Source organism: Dehalococcoidia bacterium, assembly GCA_028711995.1.
Taxonomy (GTDB): domain Bacteria; phylum Chloroflexota; class Dehalococcoidia; order SZUA-161; family SpSt-899; genus JAQTRE01.
On the sequence record JAQTRE010000061.1, the window covers coordinates 1 to 17,839 of the forward strand.

Sequence of the window (17,839 nt, forward strand, 5' to 3'; positions counted from 1 at the left end):
CCCCTCCAAAAATCGCTCGATTTGTTCGGCTGTCTGCAAACTTCTGTCATCCATGATCAGCCGCATGGTCCCGATCATAGACGAGTCGCTCAAAATCTTTAAGGCTCATCTTGTGTTGGACGAGACTCCAGATTGACTTATGAGGTGTCTGGTGCTATAATGCAGGCACGAAGCAAGGTTGGCGCCAACAAGATGAGGAGGTGGATGATGACGCTTCATAAATGGTACGGAGTATGGCAAGTTACTTCATAAGGCCCTGCCGGATAGGCAGGGCGAGTACAGCTGAGGTCGGCCCGCATATCCAGGTATAAGTGGCATGGCCAGCAGCGGAACAGGCCAGCCAAATCCGGGAATAAACCCGGGGAAAGGGCAGGCCCGGGAAAGAAAATAAAATAGAGAGGAGCTCCTGAAAAAGGGGCTCCTCTTTTTTAAGTTTAAGCTGCCAGCCGGAGCAATACCGTTCCGGAGTACACCCCAAAACGCTTGCCATATACCGCCCTCTATATTATATTCGTAGGTACAGGAAAGGAGTGATATGAAAAAAGAGATTCTGGACATACTGGCCTGCCCGATATGCAAGGGTCCACTTGAACTCACGGTGGATAAAGAGGACGAAAGGGAAGTGATCAATGGCTCTCTACACTGTGCGAAATGCTCTCAGCACTATACCGTCAAAGATTCGATCCCTAATCTGCTCCCTCCGGGCGCTGAAGAACTTGGGAGGCTCTGATTCATGCCTGATCCGGATTACCCAACCACAGGTTCCCTAGCAGGCTGCTGAAAAAGAGGTGAAGGATTCCTCCTTCCGGGGGTCTGGGGGTGTCCCCCAGATGCAAAAGTTCCCCCAACGATTGGGGGTCAGGGGGTTGAGTCAGACTTTTTCAGCACCCTGCTAGGGAATATAAGTGGCACAGGAATCCGGCGACTCCCAAACCTCAACACTGGTGATTGAAATCCGCTCAGCCTTCAATCGAGGAGAAAGTTCCTGATAGATCACCAGCGCGATATTCTCCGCCGAAGGGTTGACCTGATCAAAAGGCGCAATATCATTCAGGCAAACGTGGTCAAATCGATCCACGATCGATTGCAGATGTTTCTTCAGTTCCGAGAAATCGAAGACCATCCCCAATTCATTGAGTTCCAGTCCCTCTACAGTGACCACCACCAGAAAACGATGGCCGTGCATCTGCTCGCACTTGCCTCGATAGTTCCTTAGATGATGCGCGGCATCAAAGTGCTGCCTTACCGATATTCGATACATCTGGCCACCTCCTTACCTGCTGCAGCCCGGCTATCTCAGCAAGCAGCTTCTTGATGCTCTTTCCGTTCACCGGGTGAACCAACTCCGGGGCGATCTCCGCCAGCGGAACAAGAACAAAGGCTCGCTCTCCGATCCTGGGATGAGGGATAATCAAATTCTCCGTCTCGATAACCTGGTCATTGTAGAACAGGATATCGATATCGATGACTCGCGGTCCGCTGGGAAAGCTGGAAATTCGGCCAATCTGGTTCTCAATCTCTTTGGCTAAGGAAAGCAGCTCCAAGGGATCGTTGCCGGTAGTGCCGAAGCATACCATGTTGAGAAACGAGGGCTGGTCCGGATAATCCAGAGGCTCCGTCTCGTAGATCGATGACGTTTTCTGAACCGCCACACTTTGAGCTAGGAGTTGGAGCGCTTTGTCTAGATTGGACTCTCGATCACCCAGATTGGAGCCAAGGCTGAGATAAACTTCGTTCATATCCATCCATTCGCTTGTGCCCTATTCTAACACCGCCACCAGAATCGTGCCACCCAAGAAAAGCGATTGAAAACTCGGCGAATGCTCCGCTTTCAGGGTGTACCCCACCCCCATGAAAGGTGTCTGTGGAGGGCGGCCTGAGGCCGCCCTCCACAGACACTTCTTCCTCCTCCAAGATCGGGTTGCACAGATGACTATTTCAGGCGCCAAGCCTTGATTGCTCTGATGACCTCGGTTAGAATAGGGCTGAGGCAAAGAAATGTTTGAATCGTTATCAGATAAGTTGTCATCCATATTCAGCAAACTCGGCAGCAAAGGCAAGCTGAACGAGAAGGACGTTGACGAGGCTCTGAGGCAGGTCAGGCTGGCGCTTCTGGAAGCCGACGTGAACTTCAAGGTGGCCAAGGAATTCATTGCCAAGGTGCGCGAACGGGCAATCGGCAAGGCAGTTCTGGAGAGCCTCACGCCCGGCCAGCAAGTCATCAAGATCGTCAACGAGGAACTGATCGCTATGCTGGGCGGCGGGCAGAACAAGCTCGCCCACGCAAACGTGCCTCCAACGGTTATTCTGATGGTCGGACTCCAGGGAGCGGGAAAGACAACCACTACCGCCAAACTGGGACTCCACATCAGGAGAAGCGGACAGAAGCCTTTACTGGTGGCTGCCGATCCCTACCGTCCCGCTGCCATCACACAGCTGATTACTCTAGGGAAACAGCTCGATCTGCCGGTTTACAGCGACGAAAAGACAAAGTCCGTGAAGGACATCTGTAAACAGGCCATGAAGCGAGCTAAGGAAATCGATGCCTCTACTGTCATTCTGGATACCGCCGGTCGGCTTCACATCGATGCGGAGCTCATGCGCGAACTGGAACAGGTCAAAGACGCGCTCCATCCCACGGAAGTGCTCCTCATCGCCGATGCCATGACAGGACAGGAAGCCGTCAAAATCGCTGAGGAGTTCCACACCAAAGTTGGACTCACCGGCGTCATCCTCACCAAGATGGATGGCGATGCCCGCGGCGGAGCCGCCCTTTCCCTCCGATCCGTCACCGGCGTGCCCATCAAGTTCGTGGGTACCGGGGAAAAAGCCGATGCCCTGGAGCCATTCTACCCGGATCGCATGGCCTCCCGAATTCTGGGGATGGGCGATCTTCTGAGCTTCATCGAAAAAGCGGAGGCTACCCTCGACCAGAAAAAGGCGCTGGAACTGGAGAAGAAAATCCGCAAATCCCAGTTCGACCTGGAAGACTTTCTGGACCAATTGCAGCAAATCAAGAAAATGGGGTCCATCACTCAGCTGGTCGATATGATCCCCGGCATGTCCAAAATCACCAAGAAACTTCCCTCCAACACGGGTCTGGAAGAAAAGCAAATGAAGAAAATCGAGGCCATCGTTCTCTCCATGACCCCCAAAGAACGCCAGTCTCCCGATATCATCGATGGCAGCCGGAAACGCCGCATCGCCCAGGGCAGCGGCACCACTACCCAGGACATCAACCAGCTCCTGAACCAGTTCAAACAGATGCAGAAAATGATGAAGCAAATGAGCTCCGGAAAAATGAAAGGCCTGCGTTTTCCGGGGATGTGATTATCGTCATAAGCGGTCAGCTTTCAGTTATTAGTTATCAGTAGGGGCGACTCTTGTGGTCGCCCTTCTTCTCCCCTTTCAGAGGGTTGATGTTGGACTTATGGCAAGACCGTTTCAAGTCTGGGAAGACATCTACACCATCGGCGGACCCGATCTATCGGCACCCGATGATTGCTGCGTGTACCTCGTCAAAGGATCGGAGCCAGTGATGATCGATGCCGGGGCAGGCAGGAGTTTCGATAAGCTCCAACAAAACATCAAGCGCCTCGGCGTCGCCCCCGAAGAGTTAGCCTCCATCATTGTCACCCACGCACATATCGACCACATCGGTGCGCTTCAGGCATTTCAGAGCCAGTTCGGCACCAAGATCGTGGCCCATGAACTGGACACCCACGCCATCGAGACCGGAGAGGGAACCTTCGCCGAATTCTACGGCACAACCTATCTCCCCTGCAAGGTCAACTTGAAACTCAGCAAACCGGAGGGAAGCCTGACCTTCGGCGAGCACCAATTCAGAGTTGTCCATATCCCCGGTCACACTCCGGGCAGTATCGCCATATATCTGGATATGGCAGGCAAACGCGTTCTCTTCGGACAGGATATTCACGGGCCCTACAATCCCCAGTGGGGAGCCGACCCCTCCAGGGCGCGAACATCCCTGAAGCTTCTCAGCAATCTGAATGCCGATATCCTCTGCGAAGGGCACTTCGGCATCTACCGACCGGCCAGCGAGGTCAACAAGTATATCCAGAGTTACCTTCGGATGCTACCCAGTCACTGACCGTTTCCACTAATGATGCCCTTCAGGATGGGTGATCCCAACCAATAATCCCCCATTTCCCGATCTCTCCCGGCCTGCGCATTCCAGCTATGCAGTGCCAGTCCAGAAGTAACCTGTGGCAAAATCCAGCAAGAGCCTGTAGAATGTTACACAGTGCGGCTTTAGAGCACATGGCATCGGAGGTGAATAACTTGACCCAGAGCGGAACATTAATTTCTTCCCCCAAAATCGATTATCTGTTCCATCCTCGTTCCGTGGCTATCGTAGGGGCCTCATCCAGTCCACTCCGGCTGTCTAATCTCATGTTCCAGCAACCGCTGCTGGCCTCAGGATATTCCGGAGAGATTTATTTTATATCACTGACCGAGGATGAGATCATGGGGAGGGCTGCCTATCGCAGCATTCTGGATGCACCCGGTCCAGTGGACCACGTGATCGTCATCATACCCGCTTCGGCAACCCCTCAATTGATGAAGGACTGTGCCCAAAAGGGTGTCCGGCTGGTAACGTTTTATACCGCCGGATTCGGGGAAACAGCCAACCAGGAGGGACTAAGGTTACAACACGAAATCCTGACCATCGCCGCCAAGGCTGGTATCCGCATATTGGGGCCCAATTGCCTGGGCATCTACTGTCCCGAAACCGGGCTGAGTTTCGCCTCTGATTTTTCCAACATCAGCGGTTCCGCCGGCCTGTTTTGCCAGAGCGGAGGCAATACGTTGATACTGATCGATGAGTGTGAATCGAGAGGGGTTCACTTCAGCAAAGCCATCAGCTATGGAAACGCATCTGACCTCAACGAGTCGGATCTACTGGAATACCTGGCCGATGACCCCAATACCAGCGTCATTGGTGCCTATGTGGAAGGATTACGCGATGCGCCCCGGTTCTTCGATCTGTTGAAAAAAACGGCCCCCAACAAGCCGGTTATCGTGGCCAAGGGAGGAATGACAGAGGCCGGCGCCCAGATAGCGTCTTCGCATACCGCCTCACTTGCCGGAACTGCCGGTATGTGGGAGGTTCTGAGCAAGCAAACCGGTGTGATCCTCGCCTCCAGCATGGAAGAGATAGCCGACCTGCTCACCACTTTCACCTTCCTGCCCCCGATCCAAAATAACCGCGTCGGAATCATCGCCACCGGAGGCGGTATCAGTGTGTTTGCCGCCGACTCGTGCGTCAGAGCCGGCTTGCAGGTCCCCCAGTATTCCGAGGCATTGAAAAACGAGTTGAGACAATTCATGCCGATGGCCGGCAGCATATTCAGAAATCCCCTCGATGTCTACACCCCAGAGCTTTACTCCAGAGTGATTCAGGTAGTGGCTCAGTCCGATGAGATCGATTTCTTTCTCATCGACGTCGATCCCCGAATTGCACATCCCTATATTTCCCGAGATGCCTATGACCAACAGGCAGAGAGTATTATCGAAAGTCTGGGTCACTCCAGCAAACCGACGGCTGTCGTGATTAACCCTGACCCAAGACCGCAATTGGCCGGGGATCGCCACGAACTAAGCCAAAGATACACCCGCGCCGGATTGCCGGTCTATCCGTGCATTGACCGTGCCGCCAGGGCAATCGCCAAATTCATCGATTATCACCAACACTGGGGAGTCGACAATTCACAGATCAACGCAATCAACCAAAACCTTGCACCTCAAATCGGCGATATACTATAATTGAAAAGGCAAACGGGAGGAAAATCGTGGATTTTGAATTTAGCGAAGAACAAGAGTTGCTCCGAAAATTCGCTCGCGACTTCATGGTGAACAAGTGCACCAAAGCATATGTGAGACAGATGGAGCATGACGAGCAAGGATATTCCCCGGAGATATGGAAAGAGATGGCCGATATGGGCTGGATTGGACTGGTCTTTCCCGAGGAATATGATGGCGGAGACCTGAAATTCCTCGATCTGGCAGTGCTCCTGGAGGAAATGGGACGCGGCTGCCTGCCAGGACCTTACTTCTCCACGGTGGTCTTGGGAGGAATGACGATTCTGGATACGGGCACCCAAGAGCAAAAGAAGAAGCTTCTACCCCAGATTTCCCAGGGGAAACTCATTCTCACCCTGGCGTTGGTTGAGCCCAGCGAAACCCTGACCCCCGATGGAATCAGCACAACGGCATCGGCTCAAGGAAACGATTACGTGATCAATGGCACCAAGCTCTATGTATCCGATTTCAATGTGGCCGACTACGTAATCTGCGTTGCCAGAACCAAGGACGGCACTTCCAAAGAAGGCATCACCCTCTTTCTGGTAGACGCCAAGAGCCCCGGGATCAGCCATACCATGCTTCACTCAATCGCCTCCGACAAACAGGCCGAGGTGGTTTTCAACAACGTCAAGGTACCCCGCGAGAATATCCTGGGAGAACTGGATAAGGGCTGGGACCAAGTCGAAAAGATCATCTCTCGAGGCGCCGTGGGCAAGTGCGCCGACATGCTGGGCGGATGCCAACAAACCTTGGAAATGACGGTTCAGTATGCCAAGGATCGCATCCAGTTCGGTCGTCCCATCGGCAGTTTCCAGGCCATTCAACACCAGTGCGCCAATGTGGCAACCTTTGTGGAGGGTTCACAGAACATCACCTACCAGGCAGCATGGATGTTGAGCGAAGGGTTGCCCTGCCAAACGGAGGTCTCCCTGGCCAAAGCCTGGGTCACCGACACCACTCGAAAAGTAACCACCATAGCCCACCAGGTTCATGGCGCCATCGGCTTCACCAAAGACCACGATCTGCAATTGTACACCAGAAGAGCAGAGGTATCCGAACTGGCCTTTGGCGATGTCGCCTTCCACCGCGAGAAGGTGGCCGCAGGGATGGGTCTTTAGCCGGAGCGATAACAAAGCTTTATCGAACGAGCGGGGGAGCCTGAATCAGGCTCCCCTTTTCAATTAACATCAGTATCCCAGAGAGTGCAGAGAGTCGTCTCTGCCGGGGGTTTGGAGAGCCTGTCCTGAGCTTGCCGAAGGATGTCCCCCAAATTCAAACATTCCCCCAACGATTGGGGGCCAGGGGGTTGAGTTAAACTGTTTTAGCACTCCGCTATAGAGAGACCCTCCATCACTATGAGAACTGCCGATTTCGATTATGATCTACCTCCCGAGCGCATTGCTCAGAGCCCCATTGAGCCGCGAGATAACTCTCGATTGATGGTGCTTCATCGAGAGACCGGCCTGCTGGAGCACCGCCGCTTCTTCGAACTCGTCGACTACCTCAAGCCAGGCGACGTGCTGGTTCTGAATGAAAGCCGCGTGATTCCAGCGCGATTCACGGGCCATAAACAGAACGGCGGTGCGAGGATAGAAATCCTTCTCTTGAATCGCATGCAGCCCGGAGTTTGGGAAACCCTGGTGAATCCGGGAAGGCGTATCCGGGAGGGAGCCTTAATAGAAATCCACTCCCAAAACCATCAAAATCGGATACTGGCTGAAGTGCTATCCAAGACTGAGTTCGGGACCGCGTTGCTCCGATTCGACAGAGAAGACCTGCTGGAAAAACTGGGGGAGGTGCCGCTGCCGCCGTATATCCACACCCCTATTGAAGACCCCGAGCGCTACCAGACAGTCTATGCCAAAACCAAAGGCAGTGTAGCCGCGCCGACCGCCGGACTGCACTTCACCCCACCGCTGATAGACCGAATTAAAACCAAGGGCGTAGAGATCGTCTTTGTCACTCTTCACGTTGGACTGGGCTCATTCCGACCGGTCAAGGTAACTGATCCCAGAGAGCATTCACTGCACCAAGAGTATTTTGAGGTTGGCCCCGATGCTGCCCGAAGAGTGAATAGTGCCAAAAAAGAAGGAAGACGAATCATCGCCGTGGGCACCACCGCCGTGAGATCATTGGAGCGGGCCACTCAACCCGATGGTACGGTGCAACCCTTCACTGGCTGGAACGATCTCTACATTCTGCCGGGGTACCGATTCCAAACCATCGATGCCTTGATCACCAACTTCCACCTGCCTCGTTCAACTCTGCTGATGCTGGTGGCCGCTTTTTCCGGAACAGAACCGATACTGAGAGCTTATGGTGAAGCAGTTCGCCTCGATTATCGCTTTTTCAGCTTTGGCGACGCCATGCTGATCCTTTAAGAAAGCCACCCCCCCCCCCACACCCCCAAACCGCCGACAGGAAATCGTCCCCTGCACCCTCTAGAAGGACAACCGCAGGAGTCACTCTCAGAGTTCACGTCCCGCTGCTGCCACAAACGGCCGCAACTCTTTCATCAAGCGAGAGAACTGCTCGGGATAAAGGGATTGCTGTCCATCGGAAAGGGCTTCGCTGGGATTGACGTGAACCTCGATCAGAAGGCCATCGGCGCCACAGGCCACCGCGGCCTTGGCCATCGGCGACACATAATCTCGAACTCCGGTGCCGTGAGAGGGGTCCACAATCACCGGCAGGTGACTCTTGAGTTTGATATGGGGGATAGCATTCAAATCCAGCGTATTGCGGGTAGCGGTCTCGAAAGTGCGGATGCCGCGCTCACAGAGAATCACATTGGGATTCCCCTCAGCGACGATATACTCCGCAGCCAGAAGCAGGTCCTCTACAGAGGCCGCCATGCCGCGCTTTAAGATCACCGGCTTCTGCGATTGACCCAGCTTGGTCAGCAGGCGGAAATTCTGCATGTTTCGAGCACCAACCTGAAAAGCATCGGCATACCGATCCACCGTGGGCACATCGCCTGCCTCGACCACTTCAGTGACAATCGGAAGGCCGGTCTTCTCCGATACATCCTTCAGAATCCGCAGCCCCTTGACTCCCAGACCCTGAAAGCTGTAAGGACTCGATCTCGGCTTGAAAGCCCCGGCCCGCAAGCAATTCGCCCCGGCTTCCTTAACAGCCTGGGCAGTAGCGAACATTTGTTCACGTGTTTCTATGGCGCAGGGACCCGCAATCACCACAAACCGCTTTCCTCCCACGGGCACGCCGCCAATCTCGACCACCGTATTGGCCGGATGCATATCACGACTCACCAGTTTGTAAGGCGTCAGGATCGGGGTAATGCGCTCAACCAGCGGATGGCTCTCCAGATGCAGACTTGCCAGAACCCGTTCGTCACCGATAGCACCCAGCACAGTACGCTCAGTCCCCGGCATATAAAGCGGCTTCAGCCCCAGGCCATCAATCCGGGCGATAATCTCATCGGCATCCTGCTTGGTAGCCGTAGGTTTCAGAATAATAATCATTTTCGGCCTCCGTTATGGAAGGTCTGATCAACCCCCTGTCCCCCAATCTTGGGGGAACAAGATGGAATTTAGGGGACACCCCCAAACCCCCGGCAGGGAAGCGTCCCTGCACTCTCTGAAATCCCTCTCCCTCGCTCGACGCGAGAGGTCAGAGCCTGCTACTCCTCTGCATAACCCAAGCAAATATCTCTTATGTCAACCGGATCGCCTACTCCTGCGGTGAAGGCTGCTTGAGCCGCTTCCACACAAACCAGATAACGAACACAACGCCCGCTATCACGATGGGAATATCGAAGGGCCTCATCACCTCTCTGACGTCCTCCCAGTTTTGCCCCAATACATATCCGCCATAGGCCAGACCTGTGGACCACGGCAAGGCCCCGAGAAAAGAGTAGAGCATGAATCGCCCCATCGGCATACGAGCCACTCCGGCAGGGAAGCTGATGAAAGTGCGCACTGCCGGGAGCATACGGGAGAAGAACACAATCCGGTCACCGTGTTGGGTAAACCAGCGGTCTGCCAGCTCGATATCGTGCTGCGAAATCAACACGTATCTCCCGTAGCGGTTGAGGAAGGGACGCCCCCCCCAAGCCCCAGCCCAGTAAGCAATCACCGATCCGACAACATTACCAACAGCACCCAGAAAGCCAGCCAGGAAGATGTATTCAATCCCCAATCCCTTATCGGCCACCAGCATCCATCCGGCAAGCGGCATGATGATTTCGCTGGGCAAGGGAATGCACGCGCTCTCAATCGACATCAAGAGCACAATACCTGCCCAGCCTAAAGCCTGAGTGATCTGGCGGATAAACTCCAGTATCTGGTCTTCCACTCGCTTATGCCTTATAACCCAGAAGCAAAGCCATTCTTAGGCAGTGTAACAAAGCCAGAAGCAAACAGTCAACAGCCACATATGAACTATGCTATAATACCAGAGCGAGAAGAGTATGCTTTTAGTTCTGAATTCAGGTGCGAGTCTAACCGATTTTCTGTTGGCGCTACCTATCCTGATCCCTGTTTTGCTCCCCATGCTGGTTTTTCATGAGGTGAGTCATGGCTGGGTAGCCTATAGGCTGGGAGATAACACCGCAAAGCAGATGGGAAGATTATCCCTAAATCCGCTTCCTCATATTGATGCCGGAGGGGCCATTGCCTTTCTTCTGATCGGCATTGGGTGGGCAAAACCCGTTCCGGTCAATCCCTATCGGCTCCGAATGGATCCTCGCAAAGGAATGGCAATTGTGGCTGCAGCAGGTCCCATAACCAACCTGACTATGGCCGCCATCTTCGCTATTCCCTTCAGACTGGACTGGATATCGGCTGATAACCCGCTGGAATCCTCTTCACTTCTGACCATGTTCTTCGCGCTTATCGTGCTATTCAACCTGATCCTGGCCATTTTCAATTTACTCCCCGTACCGCCTTTCGACGGGTACAGGATAGTGGTAGGAATTCTGCCCCGGCAATGGGCCTCTCCCGTGGCAAACCTGGAAAAATATGCCCCTCTTATTATCGTAGGGTTTCTCATTCTCGTCTTTTATACCGGCCTGATATCAAGTGTGATAGATAGTGCCGTGAATTTCTTCTCCAACGCCTTCATGGGACAACAACTATCATGACGACCATCAAACGCATCGCAATCATCGGCTTGGGCCTGATCGGCGGATCCCTTGGCCTGGCATTAAAACAGGCAAAGGATAATGATCTGGAGATCATCGGATTTGCCAGGCGCCCGGAGACGGCCGCCGAGGCCCTCAAAAGAGGTGCTGTAGACAAAACCGAGCCAACCCTGTCAAAAGCAGTGGCCAGCGCGGATATCGTCATCGTGGCCACACCGATCCTGGTGCTGAGAGACATCTTTGGCGAGATCGCCCCTCATCTCCAGCCAGGCACCATCGTCAGCGATGTCGGCAGCACCAAAGTCCAGATCATGCAATGGGCAAAAGAACTCTTGCCATCAGAGGTCAGCTTCATTGGCGGCCATCCCATGGCCGGCAAGGAGACTACCGGAATCGAGGTGGCGGAAGCAGGTCTCTTCAAAGAATCGGTTTACTGCCTGACCCCGTCCCCTACTGCGAAAAAGGAATCCGTGCAGACAATGCAGGAATTGGTGATATCCATTGGGGCCAGGTTACTTTTCATTGAGGCAAAAGAGCATGACAAACTGGTAGCCGGGATCAGCCATCTTCCTCTGGTCATCTCATCGGCTTTGGTCTCGACGCTGGGACGCGACCCTTCGTGGGCGGATATGTCCAAACTCGCTGCCACCGGATACCGAGACACCAGTCGGTTAGCTTCCGGAAGCTCTGAACTGAACACCGGGATTTGCCTGACGAATCAAGAAGCATTGGCCAGATGGCTGGACCAGTATATTGAAGAGCTACAGGAATATCGCCGCCTGATTGCGGAAGGCAACCCGGACCTGGAAAAATCGTTCCGGAAGGCCCGGAACATCCGCCTGAGATGGCAGGAAAAAGAGGGGAATCGCTTCAAGTAACAGAGGAAGTGCCAGCAGTGAAGCAGAGAATTCAGAGAAGCCATCTCCTCAAAGGCGAGGTCACTCCGCCCGGTGATAAGTCCGTTTCCCATCGAGCGCTGATGCTTAACAGTATCGCCGCTGGCAAGGCACAGGTTTCCAATTTTCTGCCGTCAGCCGACTGTCTTTCCACCCTCGCCTGCCTGCAAGCCATCGGGGTGAAGATTCAGCATCAGGAGAGCAACGTCACTATTTGGGGTGCAGGCAAAGAGGGATTTACACCGCCTCAAGGGACCCTCGATGCCGGAAACAGCGGCACCACCATTCGCATTCTAACCGGACTGCTCGCGGCGCAGCCATTTGTATCCACCATCACCGGCGATGCATCGCTCCGCTCCCGTCCCATGGGTCGTGTCATTCAACCCTTGACCCTCATGGGAGCCGATATTCGGGGGCAGGAGAACAACACCAAAGCGCCTCTGACCATCATGGGCGGAAGGCTGCACGGCATTCGGTATAAACTGCCGATAGCCAGCGCACAGGTGAAATCGGCCATTCTTCTGGCCGCCCTCTTTGCTGATGGTAATACGACCATCGAAGAGCCTGCACCCTCCCGCGACCATACAGAGCGCATGCTTCGGGCCATGGGAGTGGATTTGAAGTGTGAGGGTCCTCTGATTTCCCTGTCACCTCCTTACCATCCCCTTTCGCCGATGGATATTCGAGTCCCCGGGGATATCAGTGCTGCCGCCTTCTGGTTGGTGGCCGGAGCCATCCATCCGCATTCACAGATACGGATTAAAGGCGCAGGCATCAATCCCACCCGAAGCGGCGTGATTGAAGTATTGCAGTCGATGGGGGCCAAGCTCAGGATAGAAAATGAGCATCTCGATGGAAACGAGCCGGTAGCCGATCTCACCATCGAGTCGAGCTCGCTGAAGGGCATCACCATCGAAGGAGCCATGATCCCACGAGTCATCGATGAGATCCCTGCGATTGCTGTAGCAGCCGCAGTAGCCAATGGCACCACAGTCATTCGAGATGCAGCAGAGCTGAGGGTAAAGGAATCCGACCGGATCAAGACAACCGTCTCCGAGCTATCCAGGCTGGGGGCGCAGATCGAGGAGCTTCAGGACGGCATGATCATTCACGGCGTACCCAGGCTGAAAGGGGCCATGTGCGCCAGCCACAGCGACCATCGATTGGCAATGGCGCTGGGAATAGCGGGACTCATCGCCGAAGGAGAGACCATCATCGCTGACGCAGAGGCAGTCAACATATCCTACCCCAACTTCTGGAAGGACTTGAGCCGAATCAGTGGTTAAGCATACAAATCCGCTGCTGGTCATCATATCCGGCCCATCGGGGGTGGGGAAGGACGCCATTCTCAACGTGATGAAAAAGTCGGGAAAGCCTTATTTCTTCGCCATAACGGCCACTACAAGACCAAAGCGCCCCGGCGAAACCGATGGGATCGACTACCTCTTTGTGACCAGAGAAAAGTTCGAGAAGATGATCGATAACGGAGAGCTTCTGGAGTGGGCCAATGTCTATGGCAATTTCTACGGTGTCCCCAAACAGCCTATCGAGAAGGCGCTTGGGGAAGGCAGGGATGCCATCGTCAAGGTAGATATTCAGGGGGCAGCCACCATCAAGCGCAATGCGCCGGGAGCCGTTTCCATCTTTATCGCTCCCCCCTCAATGGAGGACCTCCAGCGGCGGCTGTCCAACCGGAAGACAGAATCGAAAGAAAGTCTGGACCTGCGCCTCAACACAGCCCGGGAAGAAATGGCCCAACAATCCGCGTTCGACCATGTGGTGATCAGCTATAATAAACAGATCAACCGGGCAGTGGCAGAAATCGAAACGATCATTCAAGAAGGAAACCCACCAACTCCGGCTTGAACCGGCCGGACACACAAACGCAAAGGCACTCCGTCATGGCAAAGAAGAAATTTGATTTTAAACGGCTGACCCCCTTGCGCCTGGGCGATGAAGTTTTAAGAATTCGCCGGAAGTCTACCGCGCGATTAAGAATACGTCGGAAGATACGGCGGTTCCTCGTTAAACTCAGGCGCTTGAGGAGAAGGTTTGTCAGACAGCTGACCAACCCCTTGCTGATGGATCGGGAGGATTTGATCATCCAGCGGGAGAACCCTCAGTCAAGGTTTGTTCCCCCCTGTGTTCGCCGGATCCTTACCAAACTGATAAGGCGCTGATAAAGCAAAAGAAGGCAGAGATCGCTCTGTGGACCTCTGCCTTCTTTAGTTGACTTTCCTTGGTCTCTTTAAATCTACGGCTTGCCTTTCCGCACCCTTCTCTTCTCCGCGACCTTCAAACGCATCATCGAACGCTTTAATTCAGCTTCAGCCCGGGCGGCGTCGAAGTCCGGTTGGGACTTCCTGAGCGCAAGCCCTTCCTCAGCCCGCCTTTTGGCAGCTTCAGCACGGGCAATATCAATCTCCTCGGCACGCTCCGCAGCTTCGGCCAGGATGGTCACCTTATCGTTCATCAACTCCAGGAATCCACCGCTGACGAAAATTGACCTATCCTCCCCTCCCTTGCGAACGATCAATTCACCGGGCTGGAGTGTGGTCATGATCGGGGCATGCATCGGCAAAAGCGTCATCTCGCCCAGCGTGCCCGGCACCTGCACCATATCCACTTCATCGGAGTAGACCAATTTCTCAGCCGTGACGATCTCGAATTTTAGCTTGCCCATTTTATCCTCTACTTATCCGCGCATCTTGGCCGCTGCCGCCACCACATCATCAATAGTGCCCTGCATGTAGAACGCCTGCTCCGGCAGGTCATCATGCTTGCCTTCCAGTATCTCCTTGAAACTCCTCACGGTCTCAACGACCGGCACAAATTTACCCGGCCTGCCGGTAAATTGCTCGGCCACAAAGAACGGCTGCGAGAGGAATTTCTCGATCTTGCGTGCTCTGGAAACGATGAGCTTATCTTCCTCTGAGAGTTCCTCAAAACCGAGAATCGCGATGATATCCTGCAGTTCCTTATAGCGTTGCAGCACCCGCTGCACGCCACGGGCCACATTGTAGTGTTCCTGTCCCACGATCTGTGGGTCCAGAATTCGCGAACTAGAAGTCAGCGGATCCACAGCGGGATAGATACCTTTATCAGCGATAGATCGCTCGAGGGCAACAACCGCGTCCAGGTGTCCGAATGTGGTCACGATACCCGGATCAGTATAATCGTCAGCAGGAACATAAATGGCCTGGAATGACGTAATGGACCCTTTCTTGGTGGTGGTAATTCGCTCTTCCAGGTCACCCATCTCGGTGCCCAGAGTCGGCTGATATCCCACTGCCGAAGGCATTCGACCTAATAGTGCGGAAACCTCCATACCAGCCAAGATGTATCGGTAGATATTATCGATGAACATCAGCACGTCACGGCCTTCCACATCACGGAAATATTCCGCCATGGTCAACCCGGTGAGGGCGATTCTCAACCGACAGCCGGGCGGCTCGTTCATCTGCCCGAATACCAGAGCAGTCTTAGCGAGCACTCCTGATCCCTTCATTTCGTTCCAGAGGTCGTTCCCTTCACGAGACCTCTCGCCCACGCCGGCAAACACCGAGTAACCACCGTGCTCCTGGGCGATATTGCGGATAAGCTCCGTGATCACCACTGTCTTACCCACACCTGCACCACCATAAGCGCCGATCTTACCGCCTCGGGTGAACGGGGTAACCAGATCAAGAACCTTTACACCCGTCTCCAATTGCTTGGGCGTGGTTTCCTGCTCCTTCAGCTCCGGCGGCTTGCGATGGATGGGCCATTTGTCCCCTGCGACCGGCCCCAGATTATCGAGGGCGCGCCCCTGCACATCGAAGAGACGCCCCAGCGTGCCCGGCCCTACCGGAACCGCCAAGGGTTGTCCGGTATCGGCAACTGCCATTCCACGCTGCAACCCATCAGTTGGGCCCAAAGCCAAGCACCGAACCCAGTTGTTTCCAACATGCTGCTGGACTTCAAGCGTCAGCTGTTCGCCACTGTTGTTGAGGGTAACCGCATTGAACAGTCCGGGCAATGAATCTGCCGGGAATTCACAGTCAACAACTGTTCCCATCACTTGCACTACTCTTCCATTGGCCATCGTAGCCTCCTTGGTTCCAATCGCTCTGAAATAAATTACTTACTAACTGCTACAGCACCCGCTGTAATATCGAGCAACTCCGTGGTGATCTGCTCCTGGCGCGCCTTATTGTATTTGAGCGTCAGGCTATCAACCATTTCCTCCGCAGCATCGGTGGCATTGCGCATTGCAACCATCCGCGACGAATGCTCGCTGGCAATGGTCTCCAGCAACGCATGATAAATCTCCATCTCCACATATCGCGGCAAAAGACTCATTAAGACTTCCTTCGGGCTGGGTTCGTAGATATACTCTACGTTCTTGCTTTCAGGTATGCTGGCCGGCTCAATGGGCAGTAACTGCTCCATCACCGGCTGCTGTATCGCTGTGGAGCGGAATTTAGGGTATGCCAGAAAAACCTGATCCACGACACCATTGATATAATCATCGATCGCAATTCGCGCCACCGGAAGGGCCTCATCCAGATAGGGACGGTCGCTTATGGTGACGAACTCGGCTCGAATCTCCCTCCCTGCTCGCGACATAAAGTCCCTGCCCTTCTTGCCTACCGTGACAAGCTGCACCGGCAAACTCTGGCTCAATATGAAGTTGCCTACGAGCTTGTTCACATTGGCATTCAGCCCACCGCACAGGCCCTTATTGGACGTCATTTCAATGATGGCGATCTTCTTGACCGGCCGCGCCAATAATAACGGGTGAACCCAATCGCCGACCTTCGGTTGGGCAGCGAGGTCCCCCAGGACCTGCATCAGCTTCTCTTCATACGGCCGCGACTGAATCGCTCGGTCCTGAGCTTTCCGCATCTTCGATGCTGCCACCATCTCCATTGCTTTGGTGATCTTAGCAGTATTTTTGACGCTGGTGATGCGCTTCTTTATTTCGCGAATATTAGCCATTATCTTCTCTTAACGGTTAATCTAAAACGTCTTCTTGAATTCCTCGATCGCCTCTTTCAATGCACTCGCCGTCTTGTCCGAAATATTCTTCTCCGCTGCAACAACCTGCAAGACATCCTTCTTGCTCGACTTCATGAATTGGAGAAGCTGACTCTCAAAATCGGCGATCCTCTCAACTGCCACATCGTCCAGAAAACCCTTGGTCACCGCATACAGCACAACCACCTGATCTTCCATGGACATCGGCACGTATTGACCCTGCTTGATGATCTCAGTGGTCCGCCGGCCTCTCTCCAACTGATCTCTCGTTGCCTTGTCCAAATCGGCCGTGCCAAACTGGGCAAATGCCTGCAGCTCCCGGAATTGCGCCAAGTCCAAACGCATCGTGCCGGCCACTTGCTTCATTGCCTTGGTCTGAGCAGCTCCGCCCACGCGGGACACTGAAAGCCCCACGTTCATTGCAGGCCGAATACCGGCATTGAACAAGTCCGTCTCCAGGTAGATCTGACCATCGGTGATTGAAATTACGTTGGTGGGAATGTAGGCCGACATGTCCGCTGCCTGGGTCTCGATGATGGGAAGGGCCGTCAGCGAACCGCCGCCACTTCCAAGATCGTACTTGGCCGCTCTTTCGAGCAAGCGGCTATGCAGATAGAAAACGTCTCCCGGATAAGCCTCACGGCCGGCAGGCCGCTTGAGGAGCAATGACATCTGCCGGTAAGCCCAGGAGTGCTTGGTCAAGTCGTCATAGATGATCAGGGCGTCTTTGCCGTTATCCATGAACTCCTCGCCCATAGCGCACCCGGTGTATGGAGCAAGGTACTGCAACGGGGCGGCATCCGATGAATTGGCTGCCACCACGATGGTGTAAGGCATGGCACCATGTTTCTCGAGTATGCCGATCACCTGAGCCACCTTACTGGCCTTCTGACCGATGGCTACATAGATGCAGATGAGGTTTCCACCCTTTTGATTGATGATTGTATCCAACGCCAGCGCCGTCTTTCCGGTAGCGCGATCGCCGATGATCAACTCG

18 protein-coding genes are annotated in these 17,839 nt (G+C 54.2%); 10 read left to right on the forward strand and 8 right to left on the reverse strand.

Annotated features, from left to right (window positions below):
* The first annotated feature begins 535 nt into the window (after positions 1-535).
* The gene (locus PHV74_09335) at positions 536-730 is read left to right on the forward strand and encodes a methytransferase partner Trm112 (protein MDD5094566.1); all 195 of its coding nucleotides are present in this window, start codon (positions 536-538) and stop codon (positions 728-730) included.
* A gap of 162 nt (positions 731-892) precedes the next feature.
* Here the strand turns inward: PHV74_09335 and queD are convergent, their stop codons facing one another.
* Positions 893-1,261, reverse strand: coding sequence for a 6-carboxytetrahydropterin synthase QueD (gene queD / locus PHV74_09340; GenBank protein ID MDD5094567.1), 369 nt, complete (start codon positions 1,259-1,261; stop codon positions 893-895).
* The gene (folK, locus tag PHV74_09345; protein MDD5094568.1) at positions 1,230-1,739 is read right to left on the reverse strand and encodes a 2-amino-4-hydroxy-6-hydroxymethyldihydropteridine diphosphokinase; all 510 of its coding nucleotides are present in this window, start codon (positions 1,737-1,739) and stop codon (positions 1,230-1,232) included. The genes queD and folK overlap by 32 nt, the downstream gene beginning before the upstream one ends.
* 259 nt (positions 1,740-1,998) lie before the next feature.
* On the opposite strand from folK, the gene ffh reads away from it, so the two are divergent.
* The 5 genes from ffh (at position 1,999) to queA (ending at position 8,207) form a co-directional block, all read left to right on the forward strand.
* The gene (gene ffh, locus PHV74_09350) at positions 1,999-3,330 is read left to right on the forward strand and encodes a signal recognition particle protein (protein MDD5094569.1); all 1,332 of its coding nucleotides are present in this window, start codon (positions 1,999-2,001) and stop codon (positions 3,328-3,330) included.
* Positions 3,331-3,430: 100 nt separating this feature from the next.
* Positions 3,431-4,111: an MBL fold metallo-hydrolase gene (locus tag PHV74_09355; GenBank protein ID MDD5094570.1), complete on the forward strand. Its 681-nt coding sequence runs from the start codon at positions 3,431-3,433 to the stop codon at positions 4,109-4,111.
* A gap of 170 nt (positions 4,112-4,281) precedes the next feature.
* Positions 4,282-5,787, forward strand: coding sequence for a CoA-binding protein (locus PHV74_09360; protein ID MDD5094571.1), 1,506 nt, complete (start codon positions 4,282-4,284; stop codon positions 5,785-5,787).
* Between the two features lie 26 nt (positions 5,788-5,813).
* Entirely contained in the window at positions 5,814-6,944 is a 1,131-nt protein-coding gene (locus PHV74_09365) for an acyl-CoA/acyl-ACP dehydrogenase (protein ID MDD5094572.1), read from the forward strand.
* Positions 6,945-7,181: 237 nt separating this feature from the next.
* Positions 7,182-8,207, forward strand: coding sequence for a tRNA preQ1(34) S-adenosylmethionine ribosyltransferase-isomerase QueA (gene queA, locus PHV74_09370; GenBank protein MDD5094573.1), 1,026 nt, complete (start codon positions 7,182-7,184; stop codon positions 8,205-8,207).
* An 87-nt stretch (positions 8,208-8,294) separates the two neighbouring features.
* Here queA and aroF read toward each other — a convergent pair whose 3' ends face one another.
* Positions 8,295-9,308, reverse strand: coding sequence for a 3-deoxy-7-phosphoheptulonate synthase (gene aroF, locus PHV74_09375; protein MDD5094574.1), 1,014 nt, complete (start codon positions 9,306-9,308; stop codon positions 8,295-8,297).
* A gap of 208 nt (positions 9,309-9,516) precedes the next feature.
* The gene (locus PHV74_09380) at positions 9,517-10,140 is read right to left on the reverse strand and encodes a DedA family protein (protein MDD5094575.1); all 624 of its coding nucleotides are present in this window, start codon (positions 10,138-10,140) and stop codon (positions 9,517-9,519) included.
* A 115-nt stretch (positions 10,141-10,255) separates the two neighbouring features.
* On the opposite strand from PHV74_09380, the gene PHV74_09385 reads away from it, so the two are divergent.
* From PHV74_09385 to PHV74_09400, 4 genes are read left to right on the forward strand one after another with little or no spacing between them, the layout of a single operon-like run.
* The gene (locus PHV74_09385) at positions 10,256-10,927 is read left to right on the forward strand and encodes a site-2 protease family protein (protein MDD5094576.1); all 672 of its coding nucleotides are present in this window, start codon (positions 10,256-10,258) and stop codon (positions 10,925-10,927) included.
* Positions 10,924-11,805: a prephenate dehydrogenase/arogenate dehydrogenase family protein gene (locus tag PHV74_09390; GenBank protein MDD5094577.1), complete on the forward strand. Its 882-nt coding sequence runs from the start codon at positions 10,924-10,926 to the stop codon at positions 11,803-11,805. The genes PHV74_09385 and PHV74_09390 overlap by 4 nt, the downstream gene beginning before the upstream one ends.
* 17 nt (positions 11,806-11,822) lie before the next feature.
* Positions 11,823-13,109 carry a 3-phosphoshikimate 1-carboxyvinyltransferase gene (gene aroA, locus PHV74_09395; protein ID MDD5094578.1) on the forward strand — a complete coding sequence of 429 codons (1,287 nt, stop codon included), beginning with the start codon at positions 11,823-11,825 and terminating at the stop codon, positions 13,107-13,109.
* Positions 13,102-13,689 (forward strand): guanylate kinase, encoded by a 588-nt coding sequence (locus PHV74_09400; GenBank protein MDD5094579.1) that lies wholly within the window; start codon positions 13,102-13,104, stop codon positions 13,687-13,689. The genes aroA and PHV74_09400 overlap by 8 nt, the downstream gene beginning before the upstream one ends.
* Positions 13,690-14,077: 388 nt before the next feature.
* Here the strand turns inward: PHV74_09400 and PHV74_09405 are convergent, their stop codons facing one another.
* From PHV74_09405 to atpA, 4 genes are all read right to left on the reverse strand, one after another.
* A complete protein-coding gene (locus PHV74_09405) occupies positions 14,078-14,506 on the reverse strand; it encodes a F0F1 ATP synthase subunit epsilon (protein ID MDD5094580.1) in 429 nt (142 codons plus the stop codon).
* 12 nt (positions 14,507-14,518) lie between these two features.
* Positions 14,519-15,907 (reverse strand): F0F1 ATP synthase subunit beta, encoded by a 1,389-nt coding sequence (gene atpD / locus PHV74_09410; protein ID MDD5094581.1) that lies wholly within the window; start codon positions 15,905-15,907, stop codon positions 14,519-14,521.
* 35 nt (positions 15,908-15,942) lie between these two features.
* The gene (atpG, locus tag PHV74_09415) at positions 15,943-16,803 is read right to left on the reverse strand and encodes an ATP synthase F1 subunit gamma (GenBank protein MDD5094582.1); all 861 of its coding nucleotides are present in this window, start codon (positions 16,801-16,803) and stop codon (positions 15,943-15,945) included.
* A 21-nt stretch (positions 16,804-16,824) separates the two neighbouring features.
* The coding region (atpA, locus tag PHV74_09420) for a F0F1 ATP synthase subunit alpha (GenBank protein ID MDD5094583.1) at positions 16,825-17,839 on the reverse strand (1,015 nt) is incomplete at its 5' end.

What these genes read in the sequence shown, in the direction of transcription:
- queD (MDD5094567.1), bottom strand. Translation starts at nt 1,261, where the DNA reads ATGTATCGAATATCGGTAAGGCAGCACTTTGATGCCGCGCATCATCTA.
- PHV74_09360 (MDD5094571.1), top strand. Translation starts at nt 4,282, where the DNA reads ATGGCATCGGAGGTGAATAACTTGACCCAGAGCGGAACATTAATTTCT.
- PHV74_09385 (MDD5094576.1), top strand. Translation starts at nt 10,256, where the DNA reads ATGCTTTTAGTTCTGAATTCAGGTGCGAGTCTAACCGATTTTCTGTTG.
- atpD (MDD5094581.1), bottom strand. Translation starts at nt 15,907, where the DNA reads ATGGCCAATGGAAGAGTAGTGCAAGTGATGGGAACAGTTGTTGACTGT.
- aroF (MDD5094574.1), bottom strand. Translation starts at nt 9,308, where the DNA reads ATGATTATTATTCTGAAACCTACGGCTACCAAGCAGGATGCCGATGAG.
- PHV74_09335 (MDD5094566.1), top strand. Translation starts at nt 536, where the DNA reads ATGAAAAAAGAGATTCTGGACATACTGGCCTGCCCGATATGCAAGGGT.
- folK (MDD5094568.1), bottom strand. Translation starts at nt 1,739, where the DNA reads ATGAACGAAGTTTATCTCAGCCTTGGCTCCAATCTGGGTGATCGAGAG.
- queA (MDD5094573.1), top strand. Translation starts at nt 7,182, where the DNA reads ATGAGAACTGCCGATTTCGATTATGATCTACCTCCCGAGCGCATTGCT.
- PHV74_09390 (MDD5094577.1), top strand. Translation starts at nt 10,924, where the DNA reads ATGACGACCATCAAACGCATCGCAATCATCGGCTTGGGCCTGATCGGC.
- ffh (MDD5094569.1), top strand. Translation starts at nt 1,999, where the DNA reads ATGTTTGAATCGTTATCAGATAAGTTGTCATCCATATTCAGCAAACTC.
- PHV74_09405 (MDD5094580.1), bottom strand. Translation starts at nt 14,506, where the DNA reads ATGGGCAAGCTAAAATTCGAGATCGTCACGGCTGAGAAATTGGTCTAC.
- atpG (MDD5094582.1), bottom strand. Translation starts at nt 16,803, where the DNA reads ATGGCTAATATTCGCGAAATAAAGAAGCGCATCACCAGCGTCAAAAAT.
- PHV74_09355 (MDD5094570.1), top strand. Translation starts at nt 3,431, where the DNA reads ATGGCAAGACCGTTTCAAGTCTGGGAAGACATCTACACCATCGGCGGA.